The sequence below is a fragment of the Enterobacter cloacae complex sp. IR5384 genome (assembly GCF_049237265.1).
GTDB lineage: Bacteria > Pseudomonadota > Gammaproteobacteria > Enterobacterales > Enterobacteriaceae > Enterobacter > Enterobacter cloacae.
The window spans coordinates 1-23298 of record NZ_JBMKHJ010000037.1 but is presented as its reverse complement, the minus strand read 5'-3'; the positions used below and the strand labels follow the sequence as shown (position 1 = coordinate 23298).

Here is a 23298-nt window from a genome sequence, read left to right as displayed (position 1 = left end):
TGTTCTCCGTCTGCCCGCAGGTTTCCCCGCGGGCGAGCCTTATCAGATATAACGTAAGGTATTAAACAGATCTGCCCATTCGCTTTGCTGGCGATAGAAGACCGGCGGTTTGCCGAGCGGGGCAGCAACGGTCACCTCACCGCCCTGGCAGGTTTCACCCGTCCACACATTCACCCAGTTGTCCTGCGGCAGATAGAGCGTCCAGTCGTGGCGGCCCTCTTCATGAACCGGTGCCACCAGCAGATCGCGGCCAAACAGGTACTGGTATTTCAGCGTGTAGGCGCGCGCGTCGTCTTCATAATGCAGGAACAACGGGCGCATCACCGGCAGGCCACTTTTCGCGTTCTGCGCAACCGCAGCTTTGATGTACGGCTTCAGGGTGGTGAACACGGTGGTCATACGTGCAAAGTGCGCGATGGTTTCGGCGTCGCCGTCGAACTGCCAGTTGTCACCTGGGCGGTTACCTTCGTGGGTACGCATCATCGGCGTAAAGGCGCTGAAGTCGCACCAGCGCAGCAACAGCTCTTTGGTGCGTTTCATCTCGAACAGGGTGGTATAGCCGCCGATGTCGCTGTGGTGCAGCCCGTGACCGGTCATCGCCAGAGACAGCGCAGCAGGTACGACGGACGCCAGACCGTCGTCCAGGCTCCAGTCGACGTTCTGATCTCCCGCCCACATCATTACCGAGTGCTTCTGGCTGCCGGTATAACCTGCGCGCATGAAGAACAGGATCTCGCCGAGCTTGCCGGTCTCTTCCAGCGCCTCGTAGTTACATTTGGCCCACAGGGCAGGCCAGGCGTTATGCATGATCTCCGCGCTGACGCCGTTGTGCAGGAAGGTATCGGTTGGCAGATATTCGCCAAAATCGGCCATCCAGCCGCCGCAGCCCAGTTCGATCAGGTTCTTTTTGATCACCTCTTTGTACCAGCCGTAGGCTTTCGGGTTGGTCAGGTCGATAACGCCCGCGTAGAACTCGCCAAACTCGACGTGGTAGTCCTTGCCGTCGGCATTTTTGGTCAGATAGCCGCGTTTTGCCGCCTCTTCACAGAGATCTTTGTCGCTGGCGACGTACGGGTTGATATAGGAGAGGAACTGCACGCCTTCCTGTTTCCACTGTGCAATACGCTCATTAAGCTGCGGATACAGCTCGCTGTTCCACTTCCAGTTCCACATCACGCGTTTGCCAAAGGAGGTCATGCGGATGCCGGACCAGTCCTGCGCCCAGATGCCGTTCACCTTCACCCCGCCCTGACGCATGACGTCGAGCTTGTGCTGACACACCCCGGTGCCGCCCTGAATGCCCAGCGTCACGCCGTCGTAAACCCAGTCCGGCAGCTCCGGCTGACGCCCCAGCAGGCTGGTGAGTTTTTCCAGCAGATCGACGTAGGTTTCTGCACATTCGAAGCGCAGCGTGGCGTTATCTTCCCAGAACGCCAGTTCGTGGAAATCCGGCGCGCTGAAGTCGAAGTTCATGTAGCAGCTGTTATCCACGTGACAGTAGTACTTTTGGGTGCTCACGAAGGTAGGCTGGGGGAAGAAGGTCCAGTAATAATCGCCGCCCGCGTTCTCTTTGCAGTCGGCCTGCCAGGTCACGTAGGTCTGCTTATTGCGGCCCACCCCCTGTTCGCTGGTCCACAGCGGGAACGGCTTGCCGCGCAGATCAAAGTACGAGAACTGTTCGCCGCAGCCGTAGATATGATCTTCAGGCTGGGCCGCCAGCCGCAGCCAGATGCGGTTGTGACAGGTGGCATCATTTTTCAGCTTCAGTTCCAGACGGCCTTCCGCATCCACACCCACCAGCAGCGTCGCGCTCACCGCATCGCCACGGGTAAAGCGGATCGCCCAGCCTGCGCTTTGCTGTGTAACGGTCGCGTCCGTCAGGGCGATTTTTTCGTTGAGCTTGTCTTTGATGCTGAAGTTGCCGCGAAACATTTCGATATCAGCAACGCCCGCGCCGATCCACAGGCAAGGTTCATCGGTGGAGTGGGATAAAATCAGACGGTCCTGCCAGCGCAGGGTGAAGCCATGTTCGTTATTTTTCAGATCAATATTGTGTAGGGTACGCATAGAAAACTCCGTCTTTATTATTTGGCCTGGCTATCCAGTAATCCGGCGGCTACGGCAGGGGCTAAGCCCGGGGCCAGCGGCAGGCGGGGGATCACCAGGCAGTGCAGCAGGTGGTAAATATCCTGCTTGCCGTCCCAGACTTTGGTGGTCACTTCGTTGTTGGTGTCCAGCTCCTGCCACCAGGATCCGTTCTCGTAATCCATCAGGTATTTGATGCAGTAATCCCACCATTTCTGATACCAGGCTTCGTACTGCGCCTCGCCGGTTACGGTGTAGAGCGCATACGCAGTGCCCATCGCCTCGACGATCGGCCAGCGCACGCGTTCGCGCACGATAGGCTTGCCGTCCCAGCCAACGGAGTAGACGAACCCATCGGCTCCGTCTGGCGCCCAGGCATCGCGGATGGTGGCGTGGAACAGTCCTTTTGCGTCTTCCAGCAGCCACGCCGGTGGGGTTTCGAAGCGGGCTTCCAGCGCGGCACGCAGGTGCAGCATCAGGCGGCCCCACTCAATCCAGTGCCCTGGTGTGCCGCCGTAGGCGCGAAAACGGTGGGCGGGATTATCGATGTTGTAGTCGCGGATCGGGTTCCAGTTGGTATCGAAATGCTCGTTAACGCGATACTCACCTTTGCGCGCCACGTCGTGAATAATCACTGAGGCGATGCGCAGCGCGCGGTCGAGCCATTTACGATCGTGGGTTACGTCATACACGATGAGGAAGGCTTCCACGGCGTGCATGTTGGCGTTACCACCGCGGTAATCTTCCGTTTTGCTGAACGCTTCATCCCAGGACTCCAGGCACATCTGCTCCTGTTCGCTCCAGAAGTAGCGCTCAATCACCTCAATGGCGTCGTCCAGCAGCCTGCGCGCCTGCGGGTGTCCGGTGGTGACGGCGCTCGCCGCGCCCAGCAGCACGAAGAAGTGCTGATAACCCTGCTTGGAGGCATCCACCACGCCTTCATCGTTAACACAGGCGTACCAGCCGCCGTACTGTTTGTCGCGCAGCGGGCCGTTCAGGGCATTAATGCCGTGCTCAACCAGGGCATACGCACCGGGACGACCCATGTTCGCCGCCACCGCGTAAACGTGCAGCATACGGGCGGTGATCCACAGATGCGTGCCCATATCGCTGCGAACCTGCCCGTTATTGCCCAGCCAGCCGAAGCCGGTCGGTACGGCTGCGTTTTTACCGAAATCAAGAATGCGGTCGGTCTCTTGTTCGAGCCAGCGGTTATGGCTCAGGGTGTTAAACCATTTCATGTTCGGGTCCTTTCTTAACGGCGAGCCATCATTTCGTCGACGATCTCACCCAGGCGCTGCAGTTTAGGTACGGAAATATCGCGAAGCATCAGCCCGGTGTCCGGCAGGCCAATCACCGATGACCAGACGGCGCGACCGGCTAAAAAGCCTGATGCCCCCGCCTGCATGGCAACGCTCACGGCGCGCGGGAATAATTTTTCGTCCACGCCGGAGGAGAGGATCACCCACGGCATGGCGATGTGCTCGTTCAGCTTCTGCGAGGCCGCCAGCAGTTGCTGCTGAGTGCCTTTACCCAACAGCGGCATCTCCACTTTGTAGAGGTCCGCACCGCTGTCACCCAGCTCTTTGGCCGCATCGATAATCGCCTGTTCGCGGTTAAACCCGGCGCCGCGACGCGGTGGACGCACCACCGGCTCGATAATGCTCAGCAGGCCGTTGTCGTGGCACAGGGAGTTAAATGCTTTCACCATCTCAAGACGCTGCTGCGCGTCTTCATCGCTACGCCACAGCACCAGTAATTTCAGCGCCTTGCCGCCATCGCGTTTGACCGCCTGCGCGTCGACGTTCTTGTCGATCGTCACGCTGTCGACGGGAATACCGTTCCCTGGAATAAACTCGTCGGCCGCCACAATCAGCGCGCAGCTTTTAGCTATGGCCTGCTGCTCCACAATCTGGCGATAGCAGAACTGCTGGTCGACGAGAATGGCAGAGGCGTACGGCGACAGAATTTTCGCCGCACTGACCTTAAAATCCGTCAGATGCTGGTCAGTGACCGGCACCGGCGCACCTGCTGCGGCAAACATCAGGCGCATCGCTTCGCGCTGATCGACGGCCAGCATCGCAAAACCGCCGGAAGGTCGGGTGATATCTTTCAGGGTGTACATCGTCATTCCTCAGTCCTTTCGTATCAGTGTGATTTTTTCAGCCCGGCAGATGCGCGAACCTGTTCAAGAATGGCTGTCCAGTCTTCGCGCCCGCGCCCGGCGGCGCGTGCCTGGTTGTAAACTTCGCGGGAAGCCGCGCCCAGCGGCATCGGAACGTGGAGCTGGTTGGCCACGTCCAAGGCGATCCCCAGATCTTTATGTGCAAGGTCGATCATGAAGGCGGGTGAAAGATCACCTTTCAGCACCTTGTTCGGCCAGGAGGTGGTGAAATGGCCTTTACCTGCAGGCGTGCCGCTCATGACCTTGAGCGCCACCTCAAAGGAGAGGCCGAGCGCTTCACACAGCACGGCCGCCTCGGCGGACAAGGCGTTTAGCGCAATGCTCATGTAGTTATTGATAAGCTTCACGCGGATGCCCATGCCCGGCCCGCCGGCGTTAATCAGCTCATTGCCCATCGCCATTAAGACGGGGGTGGCGCGCTCAACCTGCTCGGCCGTGCCGCCAGCCAGCAGGAGCAGCGTGCCGGCGATGGCATGGTCTGAGGTGCGCCCGACAGGTACGTCCATCAGGCTGAAGCCACGCCCGGCCATGTCGCGGATCAACGCGTCGGTTTGCAGGGGATGAATGGTCGACATATCGATCACCAGCGCGTCGCGAGATAAGCCTTCGCAAACGCCATGTTCGCCAAACAACACGCTGCGCACCAGGTCGCCGTTGGGCAGCATGGTAATGACGAACTCGGCATCCGTTGCGGCCTGCGCGGGCGTTGCCGCCGCCTTCGCGCCGCTCTCCACCAGGATCTGAACCGCCTGCGGGTTCACATCAAAGACCTGAAGCTGGTGACCTTGCTTCAACAGATTCTTCGCCATTGGCGCGCCCATCTGCCCTAAACCGATAAATGCGATTGCTGACATGCCTCTCTCCTGTCATATCGTGTCAATTTTTGCGCGTTTATGTTGTCTGTTTTTGATCGTATTTGTAATTTATAGTCAAAAAATTGACAGGGGTCACTTTTTAAACATTTGATGAAATTAAAATGAAGGCATCAGAAATTGCAGAAGGAAGCACCATGACTCGCATCGTTTGTGTCGGCATAACCGTGCTGGATCGCATCTGGTATCTCGATGATTTACCAAAAGAAGGTGGGAAATATGTCGCAAAAGACTATACGGAAGTGGGCGGCGGCCCGGCGGCAACTGCGGCGGTGGCGGCGGCAAAACTGGGGGCATCCGTGGATTTTATTGGCCGGGTGGGTGACGACGATACCGGCAGAAGGCTGCTTGCGGAGCTGGAATCCCTGGGGGTGAACACCCGCTACACGCGCATAGTGAAAGATGCCCGCTCGTCACAATCGGCGGTGCTGGTGGACGGCAACGGGGAACGCATCATCGCGAACTATCCCAGCCCCGATCTTCCCGCTGCGGCAGACTGGCTGCAGGGCATCGACTTCTCGCAATGGGACATTGTTTTAGCCGATGTGCGCTGGCATGAAGGGGCGAAGCAGGCGTTTACCCTTGCCCGCCAGCAAGGCGTCCCCACGTTGCTCGATGCGGACACAACCCCTCAGGACATCGCGGAACTTATCGCCCTCAGCGATCATGCTGCCTTTTCCGCGCCGGGGCTGCGTCGGGTAAGCCATCTTGAGGAAACGGAAGGTGCGCTTAAAAAAGCACAAACGCTCACAAATGGACATGTCTATGTCACGCAGGGCCGGGACGGCTGCTTTTGGCTGGAGAACGGTGTCCAGTGCCATCAGCCGGGTTTTGAGGTCGAGGTGGTTGATACCACCGGGGCGGGGGATGTTTTCCACGGTGCCCTGGCGGTCAGCCTGGCGCAACGGTTATCTCCAGCGCAAGCCGTGCGTTTCGCCAGCGCCGTCGCCGCGCTGAAATGTACTCAGCCCGGCGGTCGCGCAGGTATACCCGACTGTGATCAAACCCGCTCTTTTTTGTCACTTTTTGTATAAAATGCGGGGCGTGATGGTTTTCAGAGGACAGCCCATGAGCCTTACCGAACTGACCGGCAACCCGCGTCACGATCAGCTGCTGACGCTGATAGCCGATCGCGGATATATGAACATTGATGAACTGGCGCAGCTGCTGGACGTCTCGACGCAAACCGTGCGCCGGGATATCCGCAAGTTGAGCGAACAGGGACTGATTACGCGACATCATGGCGGTGCGGGCAGGGCATCCAGCGTGGTGAACACGGCCTTTGAGCAGCGCGAAGTGTCGCTGACTGAAGAGAAGCGGGCGATTGCCGAAGCGATTGCAGACTATATTCCTGATGGTTCGACTATTTTCATCACCATTGGCACGACCGTGGAGCACGTGGCCCGTGCACTGCTCAACCATAACCATCTGCGTATCATCACTAACAGTCTGCGGGTGGCACACATCCTTTATAAAAATCCGCGTTTTGAGGTGATGGTGCCCGGCGGTACGCTGCGTCCACATAACGGCGGCATTATCGGTCCGGCGGCGACGGCGTTCGTGTCTGGCTTTCGGGCGGATTATCTGGTGACCAGCGTGGGGGCGATTGAACACGACGGCGCGATGATGGAGTTTGACGTTAATGAAGCCAGCGTGGTGAAAACGATGATGGCTCACGCCAGACATATTTTACTGGCGGCCGATCATACGAAATACACCGCCTCTGCCGCCGTGGAAATTGGCAACGTGGCGCAGGCAACGGCGCTCTTTACCGATGAACTGCCCGGCTCTGCGCTACATAATCATCTCAAATTCAGCAAGGTAGAAGTTGTCGAAGTCAGCACAGGCGAAGAGCAGCAGGCTGGATAACCTTTCTGACGGCCCGAAAATCCCTTCGGGCCGTTCCTTTCTTTAAGCTGAATCTGGCGCATAGCCAAACCTTATCTTTCCCGCTACAGTTACTTTTCCACGGCGAGCAGGAGATAAACATGCTTTATATCTTTGACTTAGGAAATGTAATCGTCGATATCGATTTCAATCGGGTGCTGGGCGCATGGAGCGATTTTAGCCGTGTCCCGCTGGCGACGTTAAAACAGAGTTTCGCCATGGGCGAGACATTCCATCAGCATGAACGGGGTGAGATCAGCGACGAAGTGTTTGCTGAACGTCTGTGCCATGAAATGGATCTGCCGTTAAGCTACGAACAGTTCTCCCACGGCTGGCAGGCTGTATTTGTCGCTATCCGCCCTGAGGTTATCGACATCATGCATAAACTTCGCGAGCAGGGTCACCGGGTCGTCGTGCTGTCGAACACCAACCGCCTGCACACCACGTTCTGGCCTGAGGAATATCCAGAAGTTAAGGCTGCAGCAGATAAAATCTACCTCTCGCAGGAGATGGGGATGCGTAAACCCGAAGCGCGAATTTATCAGGCGGTACTGCAAGCGGAAGGATTCTCCGCGTCGGATGCGGTCTTTTTCGATGACAATGCCGATAATATAGAGGGAGCTAACCAGTTGGGTATTACGTCAATTTTGGTGACCGGAAAAGAGACGATACCGAACTACTTTGCGAAGCAGTTATGCTAAAAACCGTTCATCAAAAAGCCACGCACCATACTCGCCCGCTCAGGGCCTGGCTAAAACTCCTCTGGCACCGTATTGATGAGGACAACATGACCACGCTGGCGGGTAACCTCGCCTACGTGTCGTTGCTTTCCCTGGTACCGCTGGTGGCGGTTATTTTTGCCCTTTTTTCCGCTTTTCCCATGTTTGCAGAGGTCAGCCTGCAGCTGCGCCACTTCGTCTTTGCGAATTTTATTCCTGCCACTGGCGATGTGATCCAGAACTACATTGAACAGTTTGTCGCAAACTCCAGCAAGATGACGGCAGTGGGGGCGTGCGGGCTTATCGTCACCGCGCTGCTGCTGATGTACTCCATCGACAGTGCGCTTAATACGATCTGGCGGAGTAAAAAAGTCCGTCCGAAGGTCTACTCCTTTGCTGTTTACTGGATGATTTTAACTCTCGGCCCGCTGCTGGCGGGGGCGAGCCTGGCGATTAGCTCCTATCTGCTCTCCCTGCGCTGGGCCAGCGATCTCAACGGTGCCATTGATAACGTGTTGCGTATCTTCCCGCTGATTTTATCGTGGCTCTCTTTCTGGCTGCTCTACAGTGTGGTGCCGACCACGCGCGTGCCGAACCGTGATGCGGTTGTTGGCGCACTGGTGGCAGCGGTACTCTTCGAACTGGGCAAAAAGGGGTTTGCCCTTTACATCACCATGTTCCCCTCCTATCAGCTCATTTACGGCGTACTGGCGGTGATCCCCATTTTGTTTGTCTGGGTTTACTGGACCTGGTGTATCGTCTTGCTTGGTGCGGAAATAACTGTCACTCTCGGCGTATACCGCGAACTTAAAAAAGCAGCAGAAGCTGAAAAACAACAAGAAGCAGACCAACCATGATTGCATTGATACAGCGCGTAACCCGTGCCAGCGTCACCGTGGAGGGAGAGGTGACGGGTGAAATTGGCCCAGGACTTTTAGTGTTGTTAGGTGTCGAAAAGGATGACGACGAACAAAAAGCCAACCGCTTATGTGAACGCGTGCTGGGCTACCGTATCTTTAGTGATGCGGAAGGCAAGATGAACCTTAACGTCCAGCAATCGGGCGGAAGCGTGCTGGTGGTTTCACAGTTTACGCTGGCCGCCGATACCGAACGCGGCATGCGCCCGAGTTTCTCAAAAGGTGCGGCCCCGGATCGGGCAGAAGCGCTTTACGAATACTTTGTTGAGCGTTGTCGCCAACAGGAAATGAATACGCAAACCGGACGATTTGCTGCAGATATGCAGGTATCGCTGGTGAACGATGGCCCCGTCACATTCTGGCTCCAGGTATGAGCCAACTGGCGGCGTGGCCGCGGGTAACAAGAGAGAGTACAGCTATGTATCACCTTCGAGTACCGCAAACGGAAGAAGAGTTAGAAGCCTATTACCAGTTCCGCTGGGAAATGCTGCGCAAGCCATTACATCAGCCTAAAGGGTCTGAACGCGACGCCTGGGACGCCATGGCACATCATCAGATGGTGATGGACGAAGAGGGTAACCTCGTTGCCGTCGGGCGTCTGTATATTAATGCCGATAACGAAGCCTCTATTCGTTTTATGGCGGTTCATCCCTCCGTGCAGGACAAAGGGTTAGGTACGCTGATGGCCATGACCCTGGAGTCAGTGGCCCGTCAGGAAGGCGTTAAACGCGTGACCTGTAGCGCCCGCGAAGATGCCGTTGAGTTCTTCGCCAAACTCGGTTTTGTTAATCAGGGGGAAATTACGACCCCGCAAACCACGCCGATTCGCCACTTTTTGATGATTAAACCCATCGCCACGCTGGATGATATTCTCCACCGCGCGGACTGGTGCGGACAGCTTCAGCAGGCCTGGTATCAGCACATCCCTCTGAGTGAAAAGATGGGGGTGCGTATTCAGCAGTACACCGGGCAAAAATTCATTACCACCATGCCGGAAACCGGCAACCAGAACCCGCACCACACGCTATTTGCCGGCAGCCTGTTTTCGCTCGCCACGCTCACCGGCTGGGGGCTTATCTGGCTGATGCTGCGTGAACGCCACCTTGGCGGCACGATCATTCTGGCTGATGCCCATATTCGCTACAGCGCCCCCATAAGCGGTAAACCGAGCGCCGTGGCCGATCTCGGCTCTTTGGGGGGCGATCTCGACCGCCTGGCGCGCGGCCGCAAAGCCCGTGTACAGATGCAGGTTGAACTCTTTGGCGATGAAACCCCAGGCGCGGTGTTTGAAGGCACCTATATCGTTCTGCCTGCGAAGCCGTTTGGCGCGTATGAAGAGGGAGGGAACGAGGAGGAATAAGGTTCCCCGATGTTATCGCCGGGCGGAGTTGATCCGCCAGGCGATGTCCCGAAGAACATCTCGCGCTGATGGACTGACGCCGCCAAGCTGGAAGAAGCCGTGGATGACACCCAGCCAATGCTGCGCTGTGCAAATAACCCCTTGTTCTGTCATATGTTGATAAAGCGCTTGACCCTCGTCGCATAGCGGATCGTACTCGGCGGTAATAATGTGTACCGGCGGCAGGCCGTTGAAATCATCCCGCCAGAGTGGGCTGGCTTCAGGGTCCCGGCGGTCTGTCTCTGCCAGGTACATGTCATAACCACTCAGCAGCGTATCGCGCGTGATAACGTAGTCCTGCCCATTATGGGTGTAGCTTGCAAAGCTGGCTGTGGCGTCGAGCATAGGGTAGATAAGGATAAGCTGGGCCGGATTCCACTGTGTTTTAGCCTTGAGCCGCAGCGCGGTGACCAGCGCCAGATGGCCGCCTGCACTGTCACCACAAAGCGTAATCCGGTTTTTATCCACACCGACTTTTTCTGCATGTTGCCAGACAAGCTCCGCCGCTCTCTCTGCATCATCATGCGCAGCGGGGAAGGTATGCTCCGGTGCCAGCCTGTACTGAACCGCAACCACCCGACACTGACCGTAATACGCCAGCTGGCGGAGCTGATTGTCATGGGTTGCAAACCCACCGCTGACAAAACAACCGCCATGGTAGTAGAGGGCACAGGGTAACGTTTCAGAGACATTGAGAGGCGAGAATACCCGAAAGGTAAGGCCATCAATGACAAGTGTTTCAACCTGCACGCGGGTTTCGGCCTCGCCAGCAAGTACAGTGCTGGCTACATATCCGGCTCTCCGGTCATCAATACTCTGCTTACGCGCGCCAGGTCGGCCTGCAGCGATAAAATCCTGCACAAGCTTATCAATACCCTTTTCCAGTGCCATGGTGATGTCCTTTTGCTGTATGTATGCACAGTCTTATAACCTGTATGAAGGCAGATGAAAACAATCAAATTAAGTAGAACCAGAGATTTGGAAAAAGGCTCGCAGAAACCAACTTCACTCAATGAAATAAATGGATATGTTACTGAAAACTCAATAACGTACCTCACATAGGGGTACGTCATTGACGTACATTGGAGATGTGTTACTCTAAGCCAATGGCGTATAATTTATGCTATTCATTGAAACGGATATCTTCACAGAAGACGTCAAAACGTTACTGGATGACGACGAATACCATAAGCTCCAGGTGTTCCTGGCAACACAACCTGATTATGGCGATCTGATCCAGAATACCGGGGGGCTGCGAAAGATTCGTTGGCTTTCAGGAGGCAGGGGAAAGCGCGGTGGAGTAAGGGTTATTTATTTTCATCGTACCCACGAGTTTGAAATCAGATTGCTGCTCATCTATCGCAAAGGGATCAAAGATGACCTGTCCGCGAGAGAAAAAGCCATTCTGAAAAAGATGATTGAGAGGTGGTAAATGGATAAGGCACTGTTTGAGCGATTAACACAAAGCATAGCTCAGATGGATGACATTGTCGGGGGGAAACGCGAGCCGTCGCGCACCTTTCAAATCGATGCGATGAAAATCAAAGAAATTCGTCAGGCGTCTGGGTTGTCCCAAAGTAAATTCGCGAACTTAATCTCAGTCAGCGTTGATACGTTGCGTAACTGGGAACAAGGACGGCGTTCGCCTACCGGTCCCGCAAAGGCATTGTTGCGTGCAATTGCGAATGATCCACAGCACGTTATTTCGGCTTTATCAGATTAATTAGCCCGACAGCAAAGTAGCTTGCCGGGCTAATGAGGGAGATTACTCCCCTTCACCCGGGAACAGGAACGGGTTGATAGAGCTACGGGCAAAGCCCTCCTGCTCCATTTTGGCGTCCAGAATCAGCGAGGCGAGATCGTCGGCCACCGCTTCAACTTTCGGGTCTTTTTCCTGATACAGAATCTTCAGATACGTACCGCAATCGCCGCAACTTTCGGCTTTTACCGCCGCGTCTTCATTTTCCAGCGACCAGTAGTTCAGATCGCGGGTCTGCTCGCAGTTGCTGCACTTCACGCGCACCACATGCCACTCGGTTTCACACAGGTTGCAATGCAGGTAGCGCAGCCCCTGGGTGGTGCCGATTTGCACCATGCTGGAGACTGGCATTGAGCCACACACCGGACAGAACTGGCGCGCTTCGCCGTATTCGGCGCGCGCTTTACCGGGGATCAGACTGGCCATTTGCGCCCAGTAGAGCGACAGCGCAGCCCAGATAAACGGCGCTTTATCGCTGCTGACCAGCGAGAAGTCAGAGGCAAACAGCGCGCTCGCCATCTCTTCCAGCTCCTGATCGGAGGCTTTTTCCAGGTTCTCAATGACCGCCAGCGCGGTGCCGCTCATCTCGGGCTTCAGCTCGGCAATCAGAGAATGCAGCAGCTTATGCCAGTGCTTGTCACGCGGCAGGACGTGAATATCCAGCGGCGGCTTGCCCTGCTCACTGGCTTCTTTGATGCGCGCAGTCAGATCCATTTGCAGCGGGTGGTCGTACAGCACCACTTCCTGCGCATGGGCAACCAGCGCGGCAAAACGCAGAAAATCGCCCAGCGGGTTGTTCTCTGCCAGCTCGCGCAGGCGCTCTGCACGGCGGTTGTAGAGGTTCTTGAGTCTGGGGAATAACAACGGCGGAATATATTCCGCCGTGCGTTTCTCGCTCGACCCCAGCTCATCTTGCGGGATTATGCGAATACTCATTCAGATGACTTTTCCTGTTTCTGGCGGACTTCACGGTACCAACGCGGGTGATGTTTCTTCGCCCACGTTTTGGTTACCCATCCTTCCACCATCGCGGTAATGGTGCCTTTCACCCAGAGGGCGGCGTAAATATGCACCATGATAACCACAATTAACGCCACTGCGGCAAATGAATGCAGCATCAGCGCGAATCGGATCACCGGGATTGAGAAAGCAGGCGCAAAGTACGGACGCCAGATGATCACGCCGCTCACCAGCAACAGGACCAGGAAGATAATCGCCGCCCAGAATACGCACTTCTGGCCGAAGTTATAACGCCCGGTGTCACCCACTTCCTCGTTGACGACGATCTTACGAATATTCTTCGCCCAAAAGATATCATCCCGATTGATTAGGTTATGGTGCCAGTAACGGAAAAACATGATGATAAACGAGGCAAACATCACCACACCCACGAACGGGTGAAGGATGCGCGCCAGCTGTGGCGTACCCAGTATCTGCATCAGCCAGTTGAAGGACGGGAAGAAGAACCCCAGCCCGCTTATCGCCGCCAGCATAAAGCAGAAGGCGGTGACCCAGTGGTTGATGCGTTCCGGCGCGGTGTAGCGCACGATGGTGTCACGTTTTTTCATTTGCGCACCTCGTCTTTCTCTTCATGCAGGTTGTCGTCTTCCTCTTCCGCGCGGTTCGGACCGACGCCGACGTAGTGGAAGATGCTCGCTGCGAAGGTGGCAGCAAAGCCTACCGCTGCCAGCGGTTTCCAGATGCCTTTCCAGAACTTCACGGTGGCGCTGATTTCCGGGTTCTCCGGCAGGCCGTGATACAGATTCGGCTTGTCGGCATGGTGCAACACGTACATGACGTGCGTACCGCCCACACCGGCCGGATCGTACAGGCCAGCGTTATCGTAACCACGGGTTTTCAGTTCACCTACTCGTTCGGCCGCCAGCGTTTTCATATCCTCTTTGGAGCCAAAGTGGATGGCGCCGGTTGGACAGGTTTTCACGCAGGCTGGCTCCTGGCCAACGTTCACGCGGTCAACGCACAGCGTACATTTGTAGACGCGGTTGTCTTCCGGGTTCAGTCGCGGCACGTCAAACGGGCAGCCCGCGATGCAGTAGCCGCAGCCGATGCACTGCTCGGACTGGAAGTCGACAATGCCGTTGGCATACTGAATGATAGCCCCTTCTGACGGACACGCCTTCAGGCAGCCCGGATCCGCACAGTGCATACAGCCGTCTTTGCGGATAAGCCATTCCAGTTTGTCGTTCTGCTCCACTTCAGAGAAACGCATTACCGTCCAGGACTTGGCGGTCAGGTCGGCCGGGTTGTCGTACACCCCGACGTTGTGACCCACTTCGTCACGGAGGTCGTTCCACTCTGAACAGGCCACCTGACAAGCTTTACAGCCGATACAGGTGGTAACGTCGATAAGCTTCGCCACTTCCTGCTGGTGGTCCCGCGCCTGAGGCGCGGGCGTGAAACCGTTAGTCGCGGAACGACGAATAATGTCCTGAGATTGATAAGCCATAAGTCGTCTCCGTTACACCTTTTCCACGTTCACGAGGAAGGCCTTAAACTCCGGCGTCTGCGTGTTCGCATCACCGACGAATGGCGTCAGGGTGTTCGCAATGAACCCTTTCTTCGCCACGCCCTCATAACCCCAGTGAATCGGAATACCGATGGTATCCACCTGCTGACCGTGTACGTTCAGCGTGCGAATACGCTTGGTCACTACCGCCTTGGCCTTGATATAGCCACGGTTGGAGGAGACCTTCACGGTATCGCCATGGGCAATGCCGAGCTTGTTCGCCAGCTTCTCGCCGATCTCCACAAACTGTTCCGGCTGCGCGATGGCGTTAAGCAGCGCGTGCTTGGTCCAGTAGTGGAAGTGCTCGGTCAGACGGTAAGTGGTGCCCACATACGGGAACTTGTCTTTTTTACCCAGCGCTTCAAAGTCGCCCTTAAAGATACGGGCAGCCGGGTTAGAGACCACGTTCGGGTGCAGCGGGTTAGTACCCAGCGGCGTTTCAAACGGCTCGTAGTGTTCCGGGAACGGCCCTTCCGCCATTTTATCGATGGCAAACAGGCGTCCCATGCCTTCAGGCTGCATGATAAACGGCCCGACATCGCTGCCTGGTGCGGCAGTGCTGTAGTCCGGAATATCCACGCCGCCCCATTTCGCGCCGTCCCATTTCAGAAGCTGACGCTTCGGATCCCACGGGTTACCCTGCGGGTCAGCGGAGGCACGGTTATAGAGGATGCGGCGGTTCAGCGGCCATGCCCAAGCCCAGCCCAGCGTATTGCCAAGGCCCGATGGGTCAGCGTTATCGCGGTTGGCCATCTGGTTGCCTTTCGGCGTCCAGCTACCGGTAAAGATCCAGCAACCGCTTGAGGTGGTGCCGTCATCACGCAGGTGCGCGAAGGTGCTGAGCTGATCGCCTTTCTTCGCCAGCACGGTACCGGTGGCCGGGTCGATAACGTCCGCCAGCGCCTTACCGTTGCTCTCCATCGCCACTTCTTCCGGGGATGGATTCTCCGGCGTCGAGTAGTTCCAGGTCATGTTCAGAACCGGTTCCGGGTTCGCGCCGCCTTCTGCCGCGTACATCTTACGCAGGCGTAAGAAGATACCGGCCAGGATCTCGCCGTCGTTCATGGCGATGCCCGGGGCGTCCGCACCTTTCCAGTGCCATTGCAACCAGCGGCCAGAGTTGACGATAGAACCGTTCTCTTCCGCGAAGCAGGTTGATGGCAGACGGAATACTTCGGTCTGAATTTTTGACGGATCGACGTCGTTCGATTCACCGTGGTTCTGCCAGAAGGTCGAGGTCTCGGTGTTGAGCGGGTCGATGGTAATCAGGAACTTCAGTTTCGACAGCGACTCGACAACCTTGTTCTTGTTCGGGAACGAGGCGACCGGGTTAAAGCCCTGGCAAATGTAGCCGTTGACCTGACCCTGGTGCATCATCTCGAAGTACTGCAGCACGTCGTAACCTTTGTCCCACTTCGGCAGCCAGTCAAAGCCCCAGCTATTTTCCGCCGTCGCTTTGTCGCCGTAGAAGGCTTTCATCAGCGAGACGAAGAACTTCGGATAGTTGCCCCAGTAGTTCACCTGGCCTTCAAGCAGCGGTTTTGGCGTGCTGGCTGTCAGGTAGGTTTGCAGGTCCGGTTGTTTCTCGCTTGGCAGGTTCATATAACCCGTCAGGCTTTGTGACAGCAGGCCGAGGTCGGTCAGACCCTGAATGTTGGAGTGACCGCGCAGGGCGTTCACGCCGCCGCCTGCCATCCCCATGTTGCCGAGCAGCAGCTGAACCATCGCCATGGTACGGATGTTCTGCGCACCAATGGAGTGTTGCGTCCAGCCGAGGGCATACAGGAACGACGCGGTTTTGTCTTTCGCGCTGGTTTCGGCGATAAGCTCGCAGACCTTCAGGAAGTCAGCCTTTGGCGTACCACAGATGTTCTCAACAACATCCGGCGTATAGCGGGAAACGTGCTCTTTCAGCAGGTTCCACACGCAGCGCGGGTGTTGCAGGGTGGTGTCGCGCTTCGCAAAGCCGTTCTCGTCCAGCTCGTAGTTCCAGCTGGTTTTGTCGTACTTGCGTTTTTCGGCGTCGTAACCGCTGAACAGGCCATCTTCGAAGTGGTAATCCTCACGCACGATCAGGCTGGCGTTGGTATAGGCTTCGGTGTATTCGCGGTTGTATTTTTCGTTAGTCATCAGGTACAGCAATACGCCTGACAGGAAAGTGATGTCAGTACCTGAACGAATAGGGGTGTAGAAATCCGCCACTGACGCTGTACGCGTAAAGCGGGGATCGATCACAATCAGTTTCGCACCGTTGTGGATTTTGGCTTCCATCGCCCAGCGGAACCCGACAGGGTGCGCTTCAGCGGCGTTACCGCCCATCACCACAATGAGGTTGGCGTTCTTGATGTCGACCCAGTGGTTGGTCATCGCACCGCGACCAAATGTTGGAGCAAGACTTGCTACCGTTGGTCCGTGTCAGACACGCGCCTGGTTGTCGACCGCGAGCATACCGAGTGCGCGCGTGAATTTCTGGGTTAAATAGCCGGTTTCGTTACTGGAAGCCGATGCACAGAGCATCCCGGTAGAGAGCCAGCGGTTGACCGTCACGCCGTCGGCGTTCTTCGCAATAAAGTTGGCATCGCGGTCTTCTTTAATCAGTTTAGCGATGCGGTCAAATGCTTCTTCCCAGCTGATTTGCTGCCATTTATCAGAGCCAGGCGCGCGATATTCCGGGAATTTCAGACGGCTTTCGGAGTGGATAAAGTCCACCAGACCGGCCCCTTTCGGGCACAGCGCGCCGCGGTTGACCGGGTGGTCCGGGTCGCCTTCGATGTGGAAGATAGACGCTTTGGCGTTTTTAGCACCGTCGCCGAGGCTATACATTAACAGCCCGCAACCGACAGAGCAGTACGTACAGGTATTACGGGTTTCACGGGTGCGCAGCAGTTTATACTGCCGCGTTTCCGCCAGCGCTACGCCAGGCGCAAAGCCCAGTGCCGCTGCCGTGGTGCCTGCCATACCGCCAGCGCAGATCTTAAAGAACTGCCTTCTGCTGACCTGCATGGGTCACTCCTTGTTTCGACATTGCTTACATATGTAGTTTTGACTTCGCGGTTGAATAATGACCGCAAAGGAGAAAAATTTGCGTTAATCCCTCATTTCTCCGGGGGATATCACCAGAATACCACAATGTCGGTACGCCTGTTCCAATGGCGTTAATACAAAGTGAACGTATTATCACCGTGTTGATTATAAAGTGTGATATCAATCACATTATTAACCCCGCATGTTACAGGGGTGTAGCATGGCGCCGGTTGCACCTCTCCAGAATGAGTAGGTAAACTTGAGGCGGTTGGGTGCTGAAAAGTTGATCCATACTATGCGTAAGGCCTGCGGTTTATGCTGCAATAGCAGGCTCACCTCCGTGGTTGTTCAGGAAAACCGTTGTGTCTAAACAAAACCGTGCTACCCACTCGTCACCGCTGCCAGCAGGCATTGTGGAGCTGTCGGTACATCGACCCCCTCACATTACCCACGCCACGCCCGATTTTCTGGCGGAAGAAGTCCCCGTCGCCCTGGTGTACAACGGCATCTCGCACGTTGTGATGATGGCGTCGCCAAAAGATCTTGAACTGTTCGCCATCGGGTTTTCGCTCTCGGAAGGCATCATTGCGCATCCACAGGACATTTACGGCATGGATGTGGTTCAGGCCTGCAACGGTCTGGAAGTGCAGATCGAACTCTCCAGTCGTCGCTTTATGGGGCTGAAGGAGCGTCGTCGCGCGTTGGCCGGGCGAACAGGGTGCGGCGTCTGTGGCGTTGAGCAACTGAACGATATCGGCAAACCTGTCGCGCCGCTGCCCTTTACGCAGACCTTCAATCTGGCCAACCTCGACCACGCGCTTGCCCACCTCAACGACGTGCAGCCCATCGGCCAGTTGAGCGGCTGTACGCATGCGGCGGCATGGGTTCTGCCATCAGGCGAGATCGCCGGTGGGCATGAAGACGTGGGACGTCACGTGGCACTGGATAAACTGATGGGGCGTCGGGCGCGGGAGAGCGATCTCTGGCAGCAGGGCGCAGCGCTGGTTTCCAGCCGCGCCAGCTACGAGATGGTGCAAAAATCTGCAATGTGCGGTGTCGAAATCCTGTTTGCGGTCTCGGCGGCGACGACGCTGGCGGTAGAGGTGGCAGAGCGTTGTAACCTGACGCTGGTCGGGTTCTGCAAGCCGGGAAGGGCGACAATTTATACCCATCCGCAGCGATTAATTGTTGATCAGTAATTTTGAATGATAATAGCAAATCCTTCCGCTTTTCGTTGTCGGCTATGAGGTCTAGTATTTATCTCATCAAGGCACGGTGCCTTACCTAAACAACTTAACGAAAGGGTTTATATCATGAAAAGCATCAAAACTTTTGTCGCTGTAATCGCTCTGGCTGCTTCATTCGGTTCTTTCGCTGCACAAACTGTTACCGCCTCTGCCTCCACGCTGGATGGCGCAGAAGCGAAAATCGCTGCTCAGGCTCAGGAAGCGGGCGCGTCCTCTTACAAAATTACTCAGGCATTCTCTGGTAACCGCGTACATATGACCGCGGAACTGAACAAATAAGTTGTGTTGCCACTGTCCCTTGCTCTTCGGAGCGGGGACAGGTGTAAACATAAAGCCATCCTGCCTCTTGCTTGCAAAGGCGATATCTCCTCTCCCTTCTCAATTGTTATTCCTGTTTAGCGCTCATCGTTAAATAACTCTCTTAAATAATTCATCAGATAAGATTGTCGTTAACATAATTCTCTTCAATGCTTTTAAGCCACTGGTGTTATTTATATTCATGCGTCAAATCATTGATCTTAATAGTTAAGGAATTCCTCAGGTCTAAATCCTAAAGATGGGTCAGACAATTGATAGCGGTTATTGATGCTGGTATTTTCCGGCAATTAATATTGCTTATCGATACCCTCGGCCAAATGTTGGCATTTGGCTTTCTTTTGTATTTCACCTTAATAAGGAAATTGAATGAACGCATTGATCAAAAAAGGAATGCTGGTTACAGCGTTAGCCATGTCGGTTAATACAGCTATGGCTGCACAAAGCATTGATATTAAAGTAACAGGTAAAATCCTTCCATCCTCATGCACTCCAGCCTTCCCAAGCGGTGGCGGTGTGGCTGACTTTGGTACCATGAAGGTTGCCTCACTCAACTCAACCAGCATGACCCCGCTGACGGAAATGAAAGAAATTCCTGTTGCCATTACCTGTGAAGAAGCCACGCGTGTTGCTGTGAAGTTTACCGATTCGCGTGATGACTCTTCACCCACTGAAAACGTCGTAATGGGTAATGGCTTTACCGGTTCGCCATCTACTGTGTTTGGTCTGGGAATGTATAACGATAAAAAAATTGGTGCCTATGCATTAGCGTTATTCCGTACTCAAGGTGCAAACACTAACAGTAATGGGGACCCGCTTTATCCATTGGCGAGTATAGATGGTGGAAAAGGCTGGGTTGTTAGAGGCGCCGACTATATGCAAATTTACAGTGACAATTCTGAAATTTATGCCTTTGCTTCAGATAAAACGAGTGGCGCGCCTTCTGCAGAAAGCAAGATCAACTTTAAGGTTGCTGTGAGCGCCACAATCAACCCAACCAACGATTTAAACGTCACGGATGAAGTGACGCTGGACGGTTTAACCAACGTTGAGCTGGTTTACCTCTGATTATCACAGTGCTGATAATTCACTGCTCCTCTGATTAGGGGAGCAGTTTCCATCAATATTAACGGACTAATATTATGATTCTCTCTAAAAAAACGTTGCTCTGCGTTTGCCTGCTTTCGTCGTTGCAGACATTTGCCGCCGGTATGGTGCCAGATACTTCCCTGCTGTTGATTAACGAAGACGAGCGGGGAGCGAGCATGGATGTGAAAAATAGCGACGATACCGCCCAGCTTCTTTATACCCGTGTTGTCGATTTACCGGACGATCCCACACCTGGTGTTATTGTCACTCAACCGGTGGTACGTGTAAATGCCGGTAAAACGCAGCGTGTCCGCTTTGTCTTAAAAGACAGCGCGGAAAAATTAAAAACAGAACACTTAAAGCGCGTCATTTTTTCCACTATTCCGCAACGAGAGCAGAATAAAGTGAAAATGGTGTTCAGCCAGAATCTCCCGGTCATTATTCACCCGGCGGGTCTCGACGTGAATATGGAACCGTGGAAAGATCTGCGCTGGCAGATTAAAAACGGCAACCTGACGGTGGTAAACGATACACCTTATGTGGTGCGTATGGAGCAAAACGCCACGTTATTACCGTCACGAGTTAAGGTCAAATTCGATAAAAGCTATATTCTTCCCGGCCAGACGATGATAGCGACGTCAGAAAACAAAATATCCGGGCAGAATAACAAAGTAGAAATGTACCCTGCTACCCGCTTTGGCTATAAAGCCAGTTCTTACGTTGCTGAATTAAAATAATAATACCCGACGGAGTGGCCATGAAAATTTCCCCCTGTAAAACAGGCGTGCTGGCATTTTGCCTGAGCGCGGTGGCATTCGGAATTCGTGCAGAAATTCTGCCAACGGCAGCGCCCAGTATGGAGCTGGCAAGAGCGTTTTTCGATACCCAGGCGTTAAAAGAGAATGGCCTCGATCCGGCTATTGCTGACTATTATGCCGTCGCCCCGCGATTTATGCCGGGTTACCATAATGTCACCGTGCTTATTAACGGCAAAAAGCGCGGCATTATGCCCGTGAAATTTAATGATGAAGGTCTTCCGTGTATTGATGGGGAATATCTGAACGCCGCCGGGTTATATAAAAAGCTCAAGCGTGAAACGTGCCCTTCAATTCACCAGTACTGGAAAAACGCAACGGTCGTCACTTCTCCAGACGTAGACGAAATTTCACTGGTTGTTCCGCCGGAGGCCATTAACCCGGAAAGTGGCCGCCAGGTGGCTGACGTGCGTGGCGGACGCGCGGCTATGCTGAACTACTCCATGTTTGGCACCCATTACGACTTTGATGATGATAAGTCCGATCGCTTTCAGGCTTCGTTTGAATTTGGCTTTAACGCAGGCGACTGGATTGTGCGCAGTTCGCAGTTTATCAGCGACGGCAGCGGCATGTCGTTCGAGAGCGACTCGCTCTACACCTATGCACAGCGCACCTTTACCGACTACGGCGTGATGGTGCAGGGGGGGCAAATTAACATCGCCAACAGCCGCTTCAGTATCCCCGGCATCTATGGCGTACAGATGATGCCGGATAACGCTCTCCTGCCGGGCTACAGCAGCGGTATTGAGGTGAGTGGTATTGCCCGCAACGCCCAGGCGCGCGTGGACATTCGCCAGGGTGGACAGCTGATCTTCTCCACGCTGGTACCTGCCGGGCCGTTCACCTTAAGCGATGTGCCGGTTGCCAACCTGAACACGGATTTAAAGGTCACGGTGACGGAAACCGACGGCAGCGAAAGCCATTTTACGGTTTCCGCCAGCACCTTCCGTAGCAACCACGTGGGCCGCGCGCCGGGGTTTTCACTGGCCGTCGGGCGTGCAGAGGACATGGAGACAAACTTTACGCAGCCGTGGATTGTCGCCGCATCAAACGGCTGGTCCATTAACAACCGGATGAACTTTCTCGCCGGCATGGTGATGGCAGATAACCACTATTACGGTTTCTCCGCCAACATTGACACCGTGCCGATGCAGCATATGTATGCCTCGCTGGGTTTTCTCGGCTCCATTGATAACCTCTCGCAAACCGACGGTAACAAAACCACGCTGGATCTCGGCTACGCCTTACCGTGGGGGCTCGGCCTGTCCCTTGGCGGGAGCTACGGTACGCCGAAGTATCGTGAAATGCAGGAGTTATACAGCGATGACGATGACTACTCGACCACAAAATACGACACCAACGTTGGCGTGAGCTGGTCGAACCCGACGCTGGGCCGTTTCTCTCTGAGCTATTACAACAACCAGACATGGAACAGCGAATACGACAGCCGCCGCATCATTTCGTCATGGTCGCGGTCGTTCCGCTATTTTAACGTCAGCGTAAACTGGGAATCAGACATCAGCCACGGTGATAAGTACACCAGCGACAGCGATATGTTTTATGTGAACGTCTCTGTGCCGCTGGGCCGCACCGGCGTGTCCACCAACAGCTGGTACCGTGAAAACGAGGGCAAAGCCTCTTACGGGACCCGCGCCATGGGGTCATTTAACGATGAAAACACCTACACGGTGGGCGTCTCTCAGGATCACGATGACAGCGTAACCAACTGGGATGGTTCGCTGAACAGTAACCTGCACTACACCACGCTCGCGTTGGGGATTGGCGGTGACAATGAAAGTAACCGTAACTCCTCGATCGCACTGAGCGGCGGCATTGTCGCGCACGGTGATGGCGTTACCTTCTCACCTTATCCGGTAACAGATACCTATGCGGTAGTGGCGCTGGACAAGCCCGTTGCCGGGGTGGCGATAGGTACCCCGCGCGGTAACGTCTGGACGGACAAATGGGGCAGAGCGGTTGTGCCCGCCCTGACACCGTTCAGCGAAAGTACGGTTGAAATAGATACCCAAAGCCTGCCGGGCAATGTTGACGTCAGCAACGGTCATGCGTCGCTGAAGGCCTCCCACGGAGCATTTGCTCACTGGAAGTTCACCACGCTGAGCCAGCGCCGCGTGCTGCTGAACATTACGCGCGCGGACGGCACGCCGTTACCGAAAGGCGTTTCTGTCGTGAACGGGAAAGGGGAGTACATCACCTCTGCACCGGAAGACGGCATCATTTTCCTGAATGATATTTCCGCCAGCCAGACGCTGTATGCGAAGCAGGATGCTGGCCGTTGCACGCTGAGTTTCACTTTGCCGGAAGCGGACCCCACTCAATTCTACGAGGAGATAAACGGAATCTATGGTCACTCCCGTTTTTGCAACACCGATTTTGACGACAAGTTGGCTTGCTTGAATCTATCCGGCGTCTGAATGGGATTTTATTCCCGCGCCTT

22 protein-coding genes are annotated in these 23298 nt (G+C 55.1%); 13 read left to right on the top strand and 9 right to left on the bottom strand.

Going from position 1 to position 23298, the window contains the following annotated elements; genetic code table 11:
* Positions 1–42: 42 nt before the first annotated feature.
* The 4 genes from ACOTX3_RS21910 to yihU are packed head-to-tail and all read right to left on the bottom strand — an operon-like array spanning position 43 to position 5124.
* Positions 43–2067 (bottom strand): alpha-glucosidase, encoded by a 2025-nt coding sequence (locus tag ACOTX3_RS21910; RefSeq protein ID WP_058679012.1) that lies wholly within the window; start codon positions 2065–2067, stop codon positions 43–45.
* Positions 2068–2084: 17 nt separating this feature from the next.
* Positions 2085–3326 (bottom strand): sulfoquinovose isomerase, encoded by a 1242-nt coding sequence (gene yihS, locus ACOTX3_RS21905; protein WP_013099370.1) that lies wholly within the window; start codon positions 3324–3326, stop codon positions 2085–2087.
* A gap of 14 nt (positions 3327–3340) precedes the next feature.
* The gene (gene yihT, locus ACOTX3_RS21900) at positions 3341–4216 is read right to left on the bottom strand and encodes a sulfofructosephosphate aldolase (RefSeq protein WP_044159140.1); all 876 of its coding nucleotides are present in this window, start codon (positions 4214–4216) and stop codon (positions 3341–3343) included.
* A 17-nt stretch (positions 4217–4233) separates the two neighbouring features.
* Positions 4234–5124: a sulfolactaldehyde 3-reductase gene (yihU, locus tag ACOTX3_RS21895; protein ID WP_013099368.1), complete on the bottom strand. Its 891-nt coding sequence runs from the start codon at positions 5122–5124 to the stop codon at positions 4234–4236.
* Between the two features lie 155 nt (positions 5125–5279).
* On the opposite strand from yihU, the gene ACOTX3_RS21890 reads away from it, so the two are divergent.
* The 6 genes from ACOTX3_RS21890 to fabY all read left to right on the top strand — a co-directional run bounded on the left by ACOTX3_RS21890 (position 5280) and on the right by fabY (position 10025).
* On the top strand, positions 5280–6176 hold the full coding sequence (locus ACOTX3_RS21890; protein ID WP_044159133.1) for a sugar kinase: 897 nt from the start codon (positions 5280–5282) through the stop codon (positions 6174–6176).
* 34 nt (positions 6177–6210) lie between these two features.
* On the top strand, positions 6211–7011 hold the full coding sequence (locus tag ACOTX3_RS21885; protein WP_013099366.1) for a DeoR/GlpR family DNA-binding transcription regulator: 801 nt from the start codon (positions 6211–6213) through the stop codon (positions 7009–7011).
* A gap of 119 nt (positions 7012–7130) precedes the next feature.
* Positions 7131–7730, top strand: a complete 600-nt coding sequence (gene yihX / locus ACOTX3_RS21880; RefSeq protein ID WP_013099365.1) for a glucose-1-phosphatase — start codon at positions 7131–7133, stop codon at positions 7728–7730.
* The gene (locus ACOTX3_RS21875; RefSeq protein ID WP_013099364.1) at positions 7724–8605 is read left to right on the top strand and encodes a virulence factor BrkB family protein; all 882 of its coding nucleotides are present in this window, start codon (positions 7724–7726) and stop codon (positions 8603–8605) included. The genes yihX and ACOTX3_RS21875 overlap by 7 nt, the downstream gene beginning before the upstream one ends.
* Entirely contained in the window at positions 8602–9039 is a 438-nt protein-coding gene (dtd, locus tag ACOTX3_RS21870) for a D-aminoacyl-tRNA deacylase (RefSeq protein ID WP_013099363.1), read from the top strand. The genes ACOTX3_RS21875 and dtd overlap by 4 nt, the downstream gene beginning before the upstream one ends.
* A gap of 44 nt (positions 9040–9083) precedes the next feature.
* Positions 9084–10025, top strand: a complete 942-nt coding sequence (gene fabY / locus ACOTX3_RS21865; RefSeq protein ID WP_013099362.1) for a fatty acid biosynthesis protein FabY — start codon at positions 9084–9086, stop codon at positions 10023–10025.
* A 12-nt stretch (positions 10026–10037) separates the two neighbouring features.
* Here the strand turns inward: fabY and ACOTX3_RS21860 are convergent, their stop codons facing one another.
* Entirely contained in the window at positions 10038–10955 is a 918-nt protein-coding gene (locus tag ACOTX3_RS21860) for an alpha/beta hydrolase (protein WP_058679010.1), read from the bottom strand.
* Between the two features lie 229 nt (positions 10956–11184).
* Between ACOTX3_RS21860 and ACOTX3_RS21855 the strand changes: the two genes are divergently transcribed.
* Together ACOTX3_RS21855 and ACOTX3_RS21850 are read left to right on the top strand one after the other, a co-directional pair.
* Positions 11185–11496 (top strand): hypothetical protein, encoded by a 312-nt coding sequence (locus ACOTX3_RS21855; RefSeq protein WP_013099360.1) that lies wholly within the window; start codon positions 11185–11187, stop codon positions 11494–11496.
* Entirely contained in the window at positions 11497–11787 is a 291-nt protein-coding gene (locus ACOTX3_RS21850) for a helix-turn-helix domain-containing protein (protein WP_013099359.1), read from the top strand.
* Between the two features lie 42 nt (positions 11788–11829).
* On the opposite strand, the gene fdhE is transcribed toward ACOTX3_RS21850, so the two are convergent.
* Genes fdhE through fdnG form a run of 4 tightly spaced genes read right to left on the bottom strand, consistent with a single transcriptional unit; the run spans position 11830 to position 17353 of the window.
* Positions 11830–12759, bottom strand: a complete 930-nt coding sequence (gene fdhE / locus ACOTX3_RS21845; RefSeq protein WP_029882351.1) for a formate dehydrogenase accessory protein FdhE — start codon at positions 12757–12759, stop codon at positions 11830–11832.
* Complete coding sequence (gene fdoI, locus ACOTX3_RS21840; protein WP_013099357.1) at positions 12756–13391, bottom strand: formate dehydrogenase cytochrome b556 subunit; 636 nt, start codon at positions 13389–13391, stop codon at positions 12756–12758. The genes fdhE and fdoI overlap by 4 nt, the downstream gene beginning before the upstream one ends.
* On the bottom strand, positions 13388–14290 hold the full coding sequence (gene fdxH, locus ACOTX3_RS21835) for a formate dehydrogenase subunit beta (RefSeq protein WP_014833793.1): 903 nt from the start codon (positions 14288–14290) through the stop codon (positions 13388–13390). The genes fdoI and fdxH overlap by 4 nt, the downstream gene beginning before the upstream one ends.
* A 12-nt stretch (positions 14291–14302) precedes the next feature.
* Positions 14303–17353 carry a formate dehydrogenase-N subunit alpha gene (gene fdnG / locus ACOTX3_RS21830; protein WP_086527976.1) on the bottom strand — a complete coding sequence of 1017 codons (3051 nt, stop codon included), beginning with the start codon at positions 17351–17353 and terminating at the stop codon, positions 14303–14305.
* 383 nt (positions 17354–17736) lie between these two features.
* Between fdnG and fdhD the strand changes: the two genes are divergently transcribed.
* From fdhD to ACOTX3_RS21805, 5 genes are all read left to right on the top strand, one after another.
* A complete protein-coding gene (fdhD, locus tag ACOTX3_RS21825) occupies positions 17737–18573 on the top strand; it encodes a formate dehydrogenase accessory sulfurtransferase FdhD (RefSeq protein WP_045294655.1) in 837 nt (278 codons plus the stop codon).
* 114 nt (positions 18574–18687) lie between these two features.
* Positions 18688–18900, top strand: coding sequence for a DUF1471 domain-containing protein (locus ACOTX3_RS21820; protein WP_013099352.1), 213 nt, complete (start codon positions 18688–18690; stop codon positions 18898–18900).
* Positions 18901–19305: 405 nt separating this feature from the next.
* Positions 19306–20004 (top strand): DUF1120 domain-containing protein, encoded by a 699-nt coding sequence (locus ACOTX3_RS21815; RefSeq protein WP_047351647.1) that lies wholly within the window; start codon positions 19306–19308, stop codon positions 20002–20004.
* A 74-nt stretch (positions 20005–20078) separates the two neighbouring features.
* Positions 20079–20762, top strand: coding sequence for a fimbria/pilus chaperone family protein (locus tag ACOTX3_RS21810; protein WP_058651843.1), 684 nt, complete (start codon positions 20079–20081; stop codon positions 20760–20762).
* Positions 20763–20782: 20 nt separating this feature from the next.
* On the top strand, positions 20783–23275 hold the full coding sequence (locus tag ACOTX3_RS21805) for a fimbrial biogenesis outer membrane usher protein (RefSeq protein ID WP_250116819.1): 2493 nt from the start codon (positions 20783–20785) through the stop codon (positions 23273–23275).
* The last annotated feature ends 23 nt before the right edge of the window (positions 23276–23298 follow it).

Coding starts and splice junctions, on each gene's coding strand:
- ACOTX3_RS21910 (WP_058679012.1), bottom strand. CDS start 2,067: ATGCGTACCCTACACAATATTGATCTGAAAAATAACGAACATGGCTTC.
- yihS (WP_013099370.1), bottom strand. CDS start 3,326: ATGAAATGGTTTAACACCCTGAGCCATAACCGCTGGCTCGAACAAGAG.
- yihT (WP_044159140.1), bottom strand. CDS start 4,216: ATGACGATGTACACCCTGAAAGATATCACCCGACCTTCCGGCGGTTTT.
- yihU (WP_013099368.1), bottom strand. CDS start 5,124: ATGTCAGCAATCGCATTTATCGGTTTAGGGCAGATGGGCGCGCCAATG.
- ACOTX3_RS21890 (WP_044159133.1), top strand. CDS start 5,280: ATGACTCGCATCGTTTGTGTCGGCATAACCGTGCTGGATCGCATCTGG.
- ACOTX3_RS21885 (WP_013099366.1), top strand. CDS start 6,211: ATGAGCCTTACCGAACTGACCGGCAACCCGCGTCACGATCAGCTGCTG.
- yihX (WP_013099365.1), top strand. CDS start 7,131: ATGCTTTATATCTTTGACTTAGGAAATGTAATCGTCGATATCGATTTC.
- ACOTX3_RS21875 (WP_013099364.1), top strand. CDS start 7,724: ATGCTAAAAACCGTTCATCAAAAAGCCACGCACCATACTCGCCCGCTC.
- dtd (WP_013099363.1), top strand. CDS start 8,602: ATGATTGCATTGATACAGCGCGTAACCCGTGCCAGCGTCACCGTGGAG.
- fabY (WP_013099362.1), top strand. CDS start 9,084: ATGTATCACCTTCGAGTACCGCAAACGGAAGAAGAGTTAGAAGCCTAT.
- ACOTX3_RS21860 (WP_058679010.1), bottom strand. CDS start 10,955: ATGGCACTGGAAAAGGGTATTGATAAGCTTGTGCAGGATTTTATCGCT.
- ACOTX3_RS21855 (WP_013099360.1), top strand. CDS start 11,185: ATGCTATTCATTGAAACGGATATCTTCACAGAAGACGTCAAAACGTTA.
- ACOTX3_RS21850 (WP_013099359.1), top strand. CDS start 11,497: ATGGATAAGGCACTGTTTGAGCGATTAACACAAAGCATAGCTCAGATG.
- fdhE (WP_029882351.1), bottom strand. CDS start 12,759: ATGAGTATTCGCATAATCCCGCAAGATGAGCTGGGGTCGAGCGAGAAA.
- fdoI (WP_013099357.1), bottom strand. CDS start 13,391: ATGAAAAAACGTGACACCATCGTGCGCTACACCGCGCCGGAACGCATC.
- fdxH (WP_014833793.1), bottom strand. CDS start 14,290: ATGGCTTATCAATCTCAGGACATTATTCGTCGTTCCGCGACTAACGGT.
- ACOTX3_RS21820 (WP_013099352.1), top strand. CDS start 18,688: ATGAAAAGCATCAAAACTTTTGTCGCTGTAATCGCTCTGGCTGCTTCA.
- ACOTX3_RS21815 (WP_047351647.1), top strand. CDS start 19,306: ATGAACGCATTGATCAAAAAAGGAATGCTGGTTACAGCGTTAGCCATG.
- ACOTX3_RS21810 (WP_058651843.1), top strand. CDS start 20,079: ATGATTCTCTCTAAAAAAACGTTGCTCTGCGTTTGCCTGCTTTCGTCG.
- ACOTX3_RS21805 (WP_250116819.1), top strand. CDS start 20,783: ATGAAAATTTCCCCCTGTAAAACAGGCGTGCTGGCATTTTGCCTGAGC.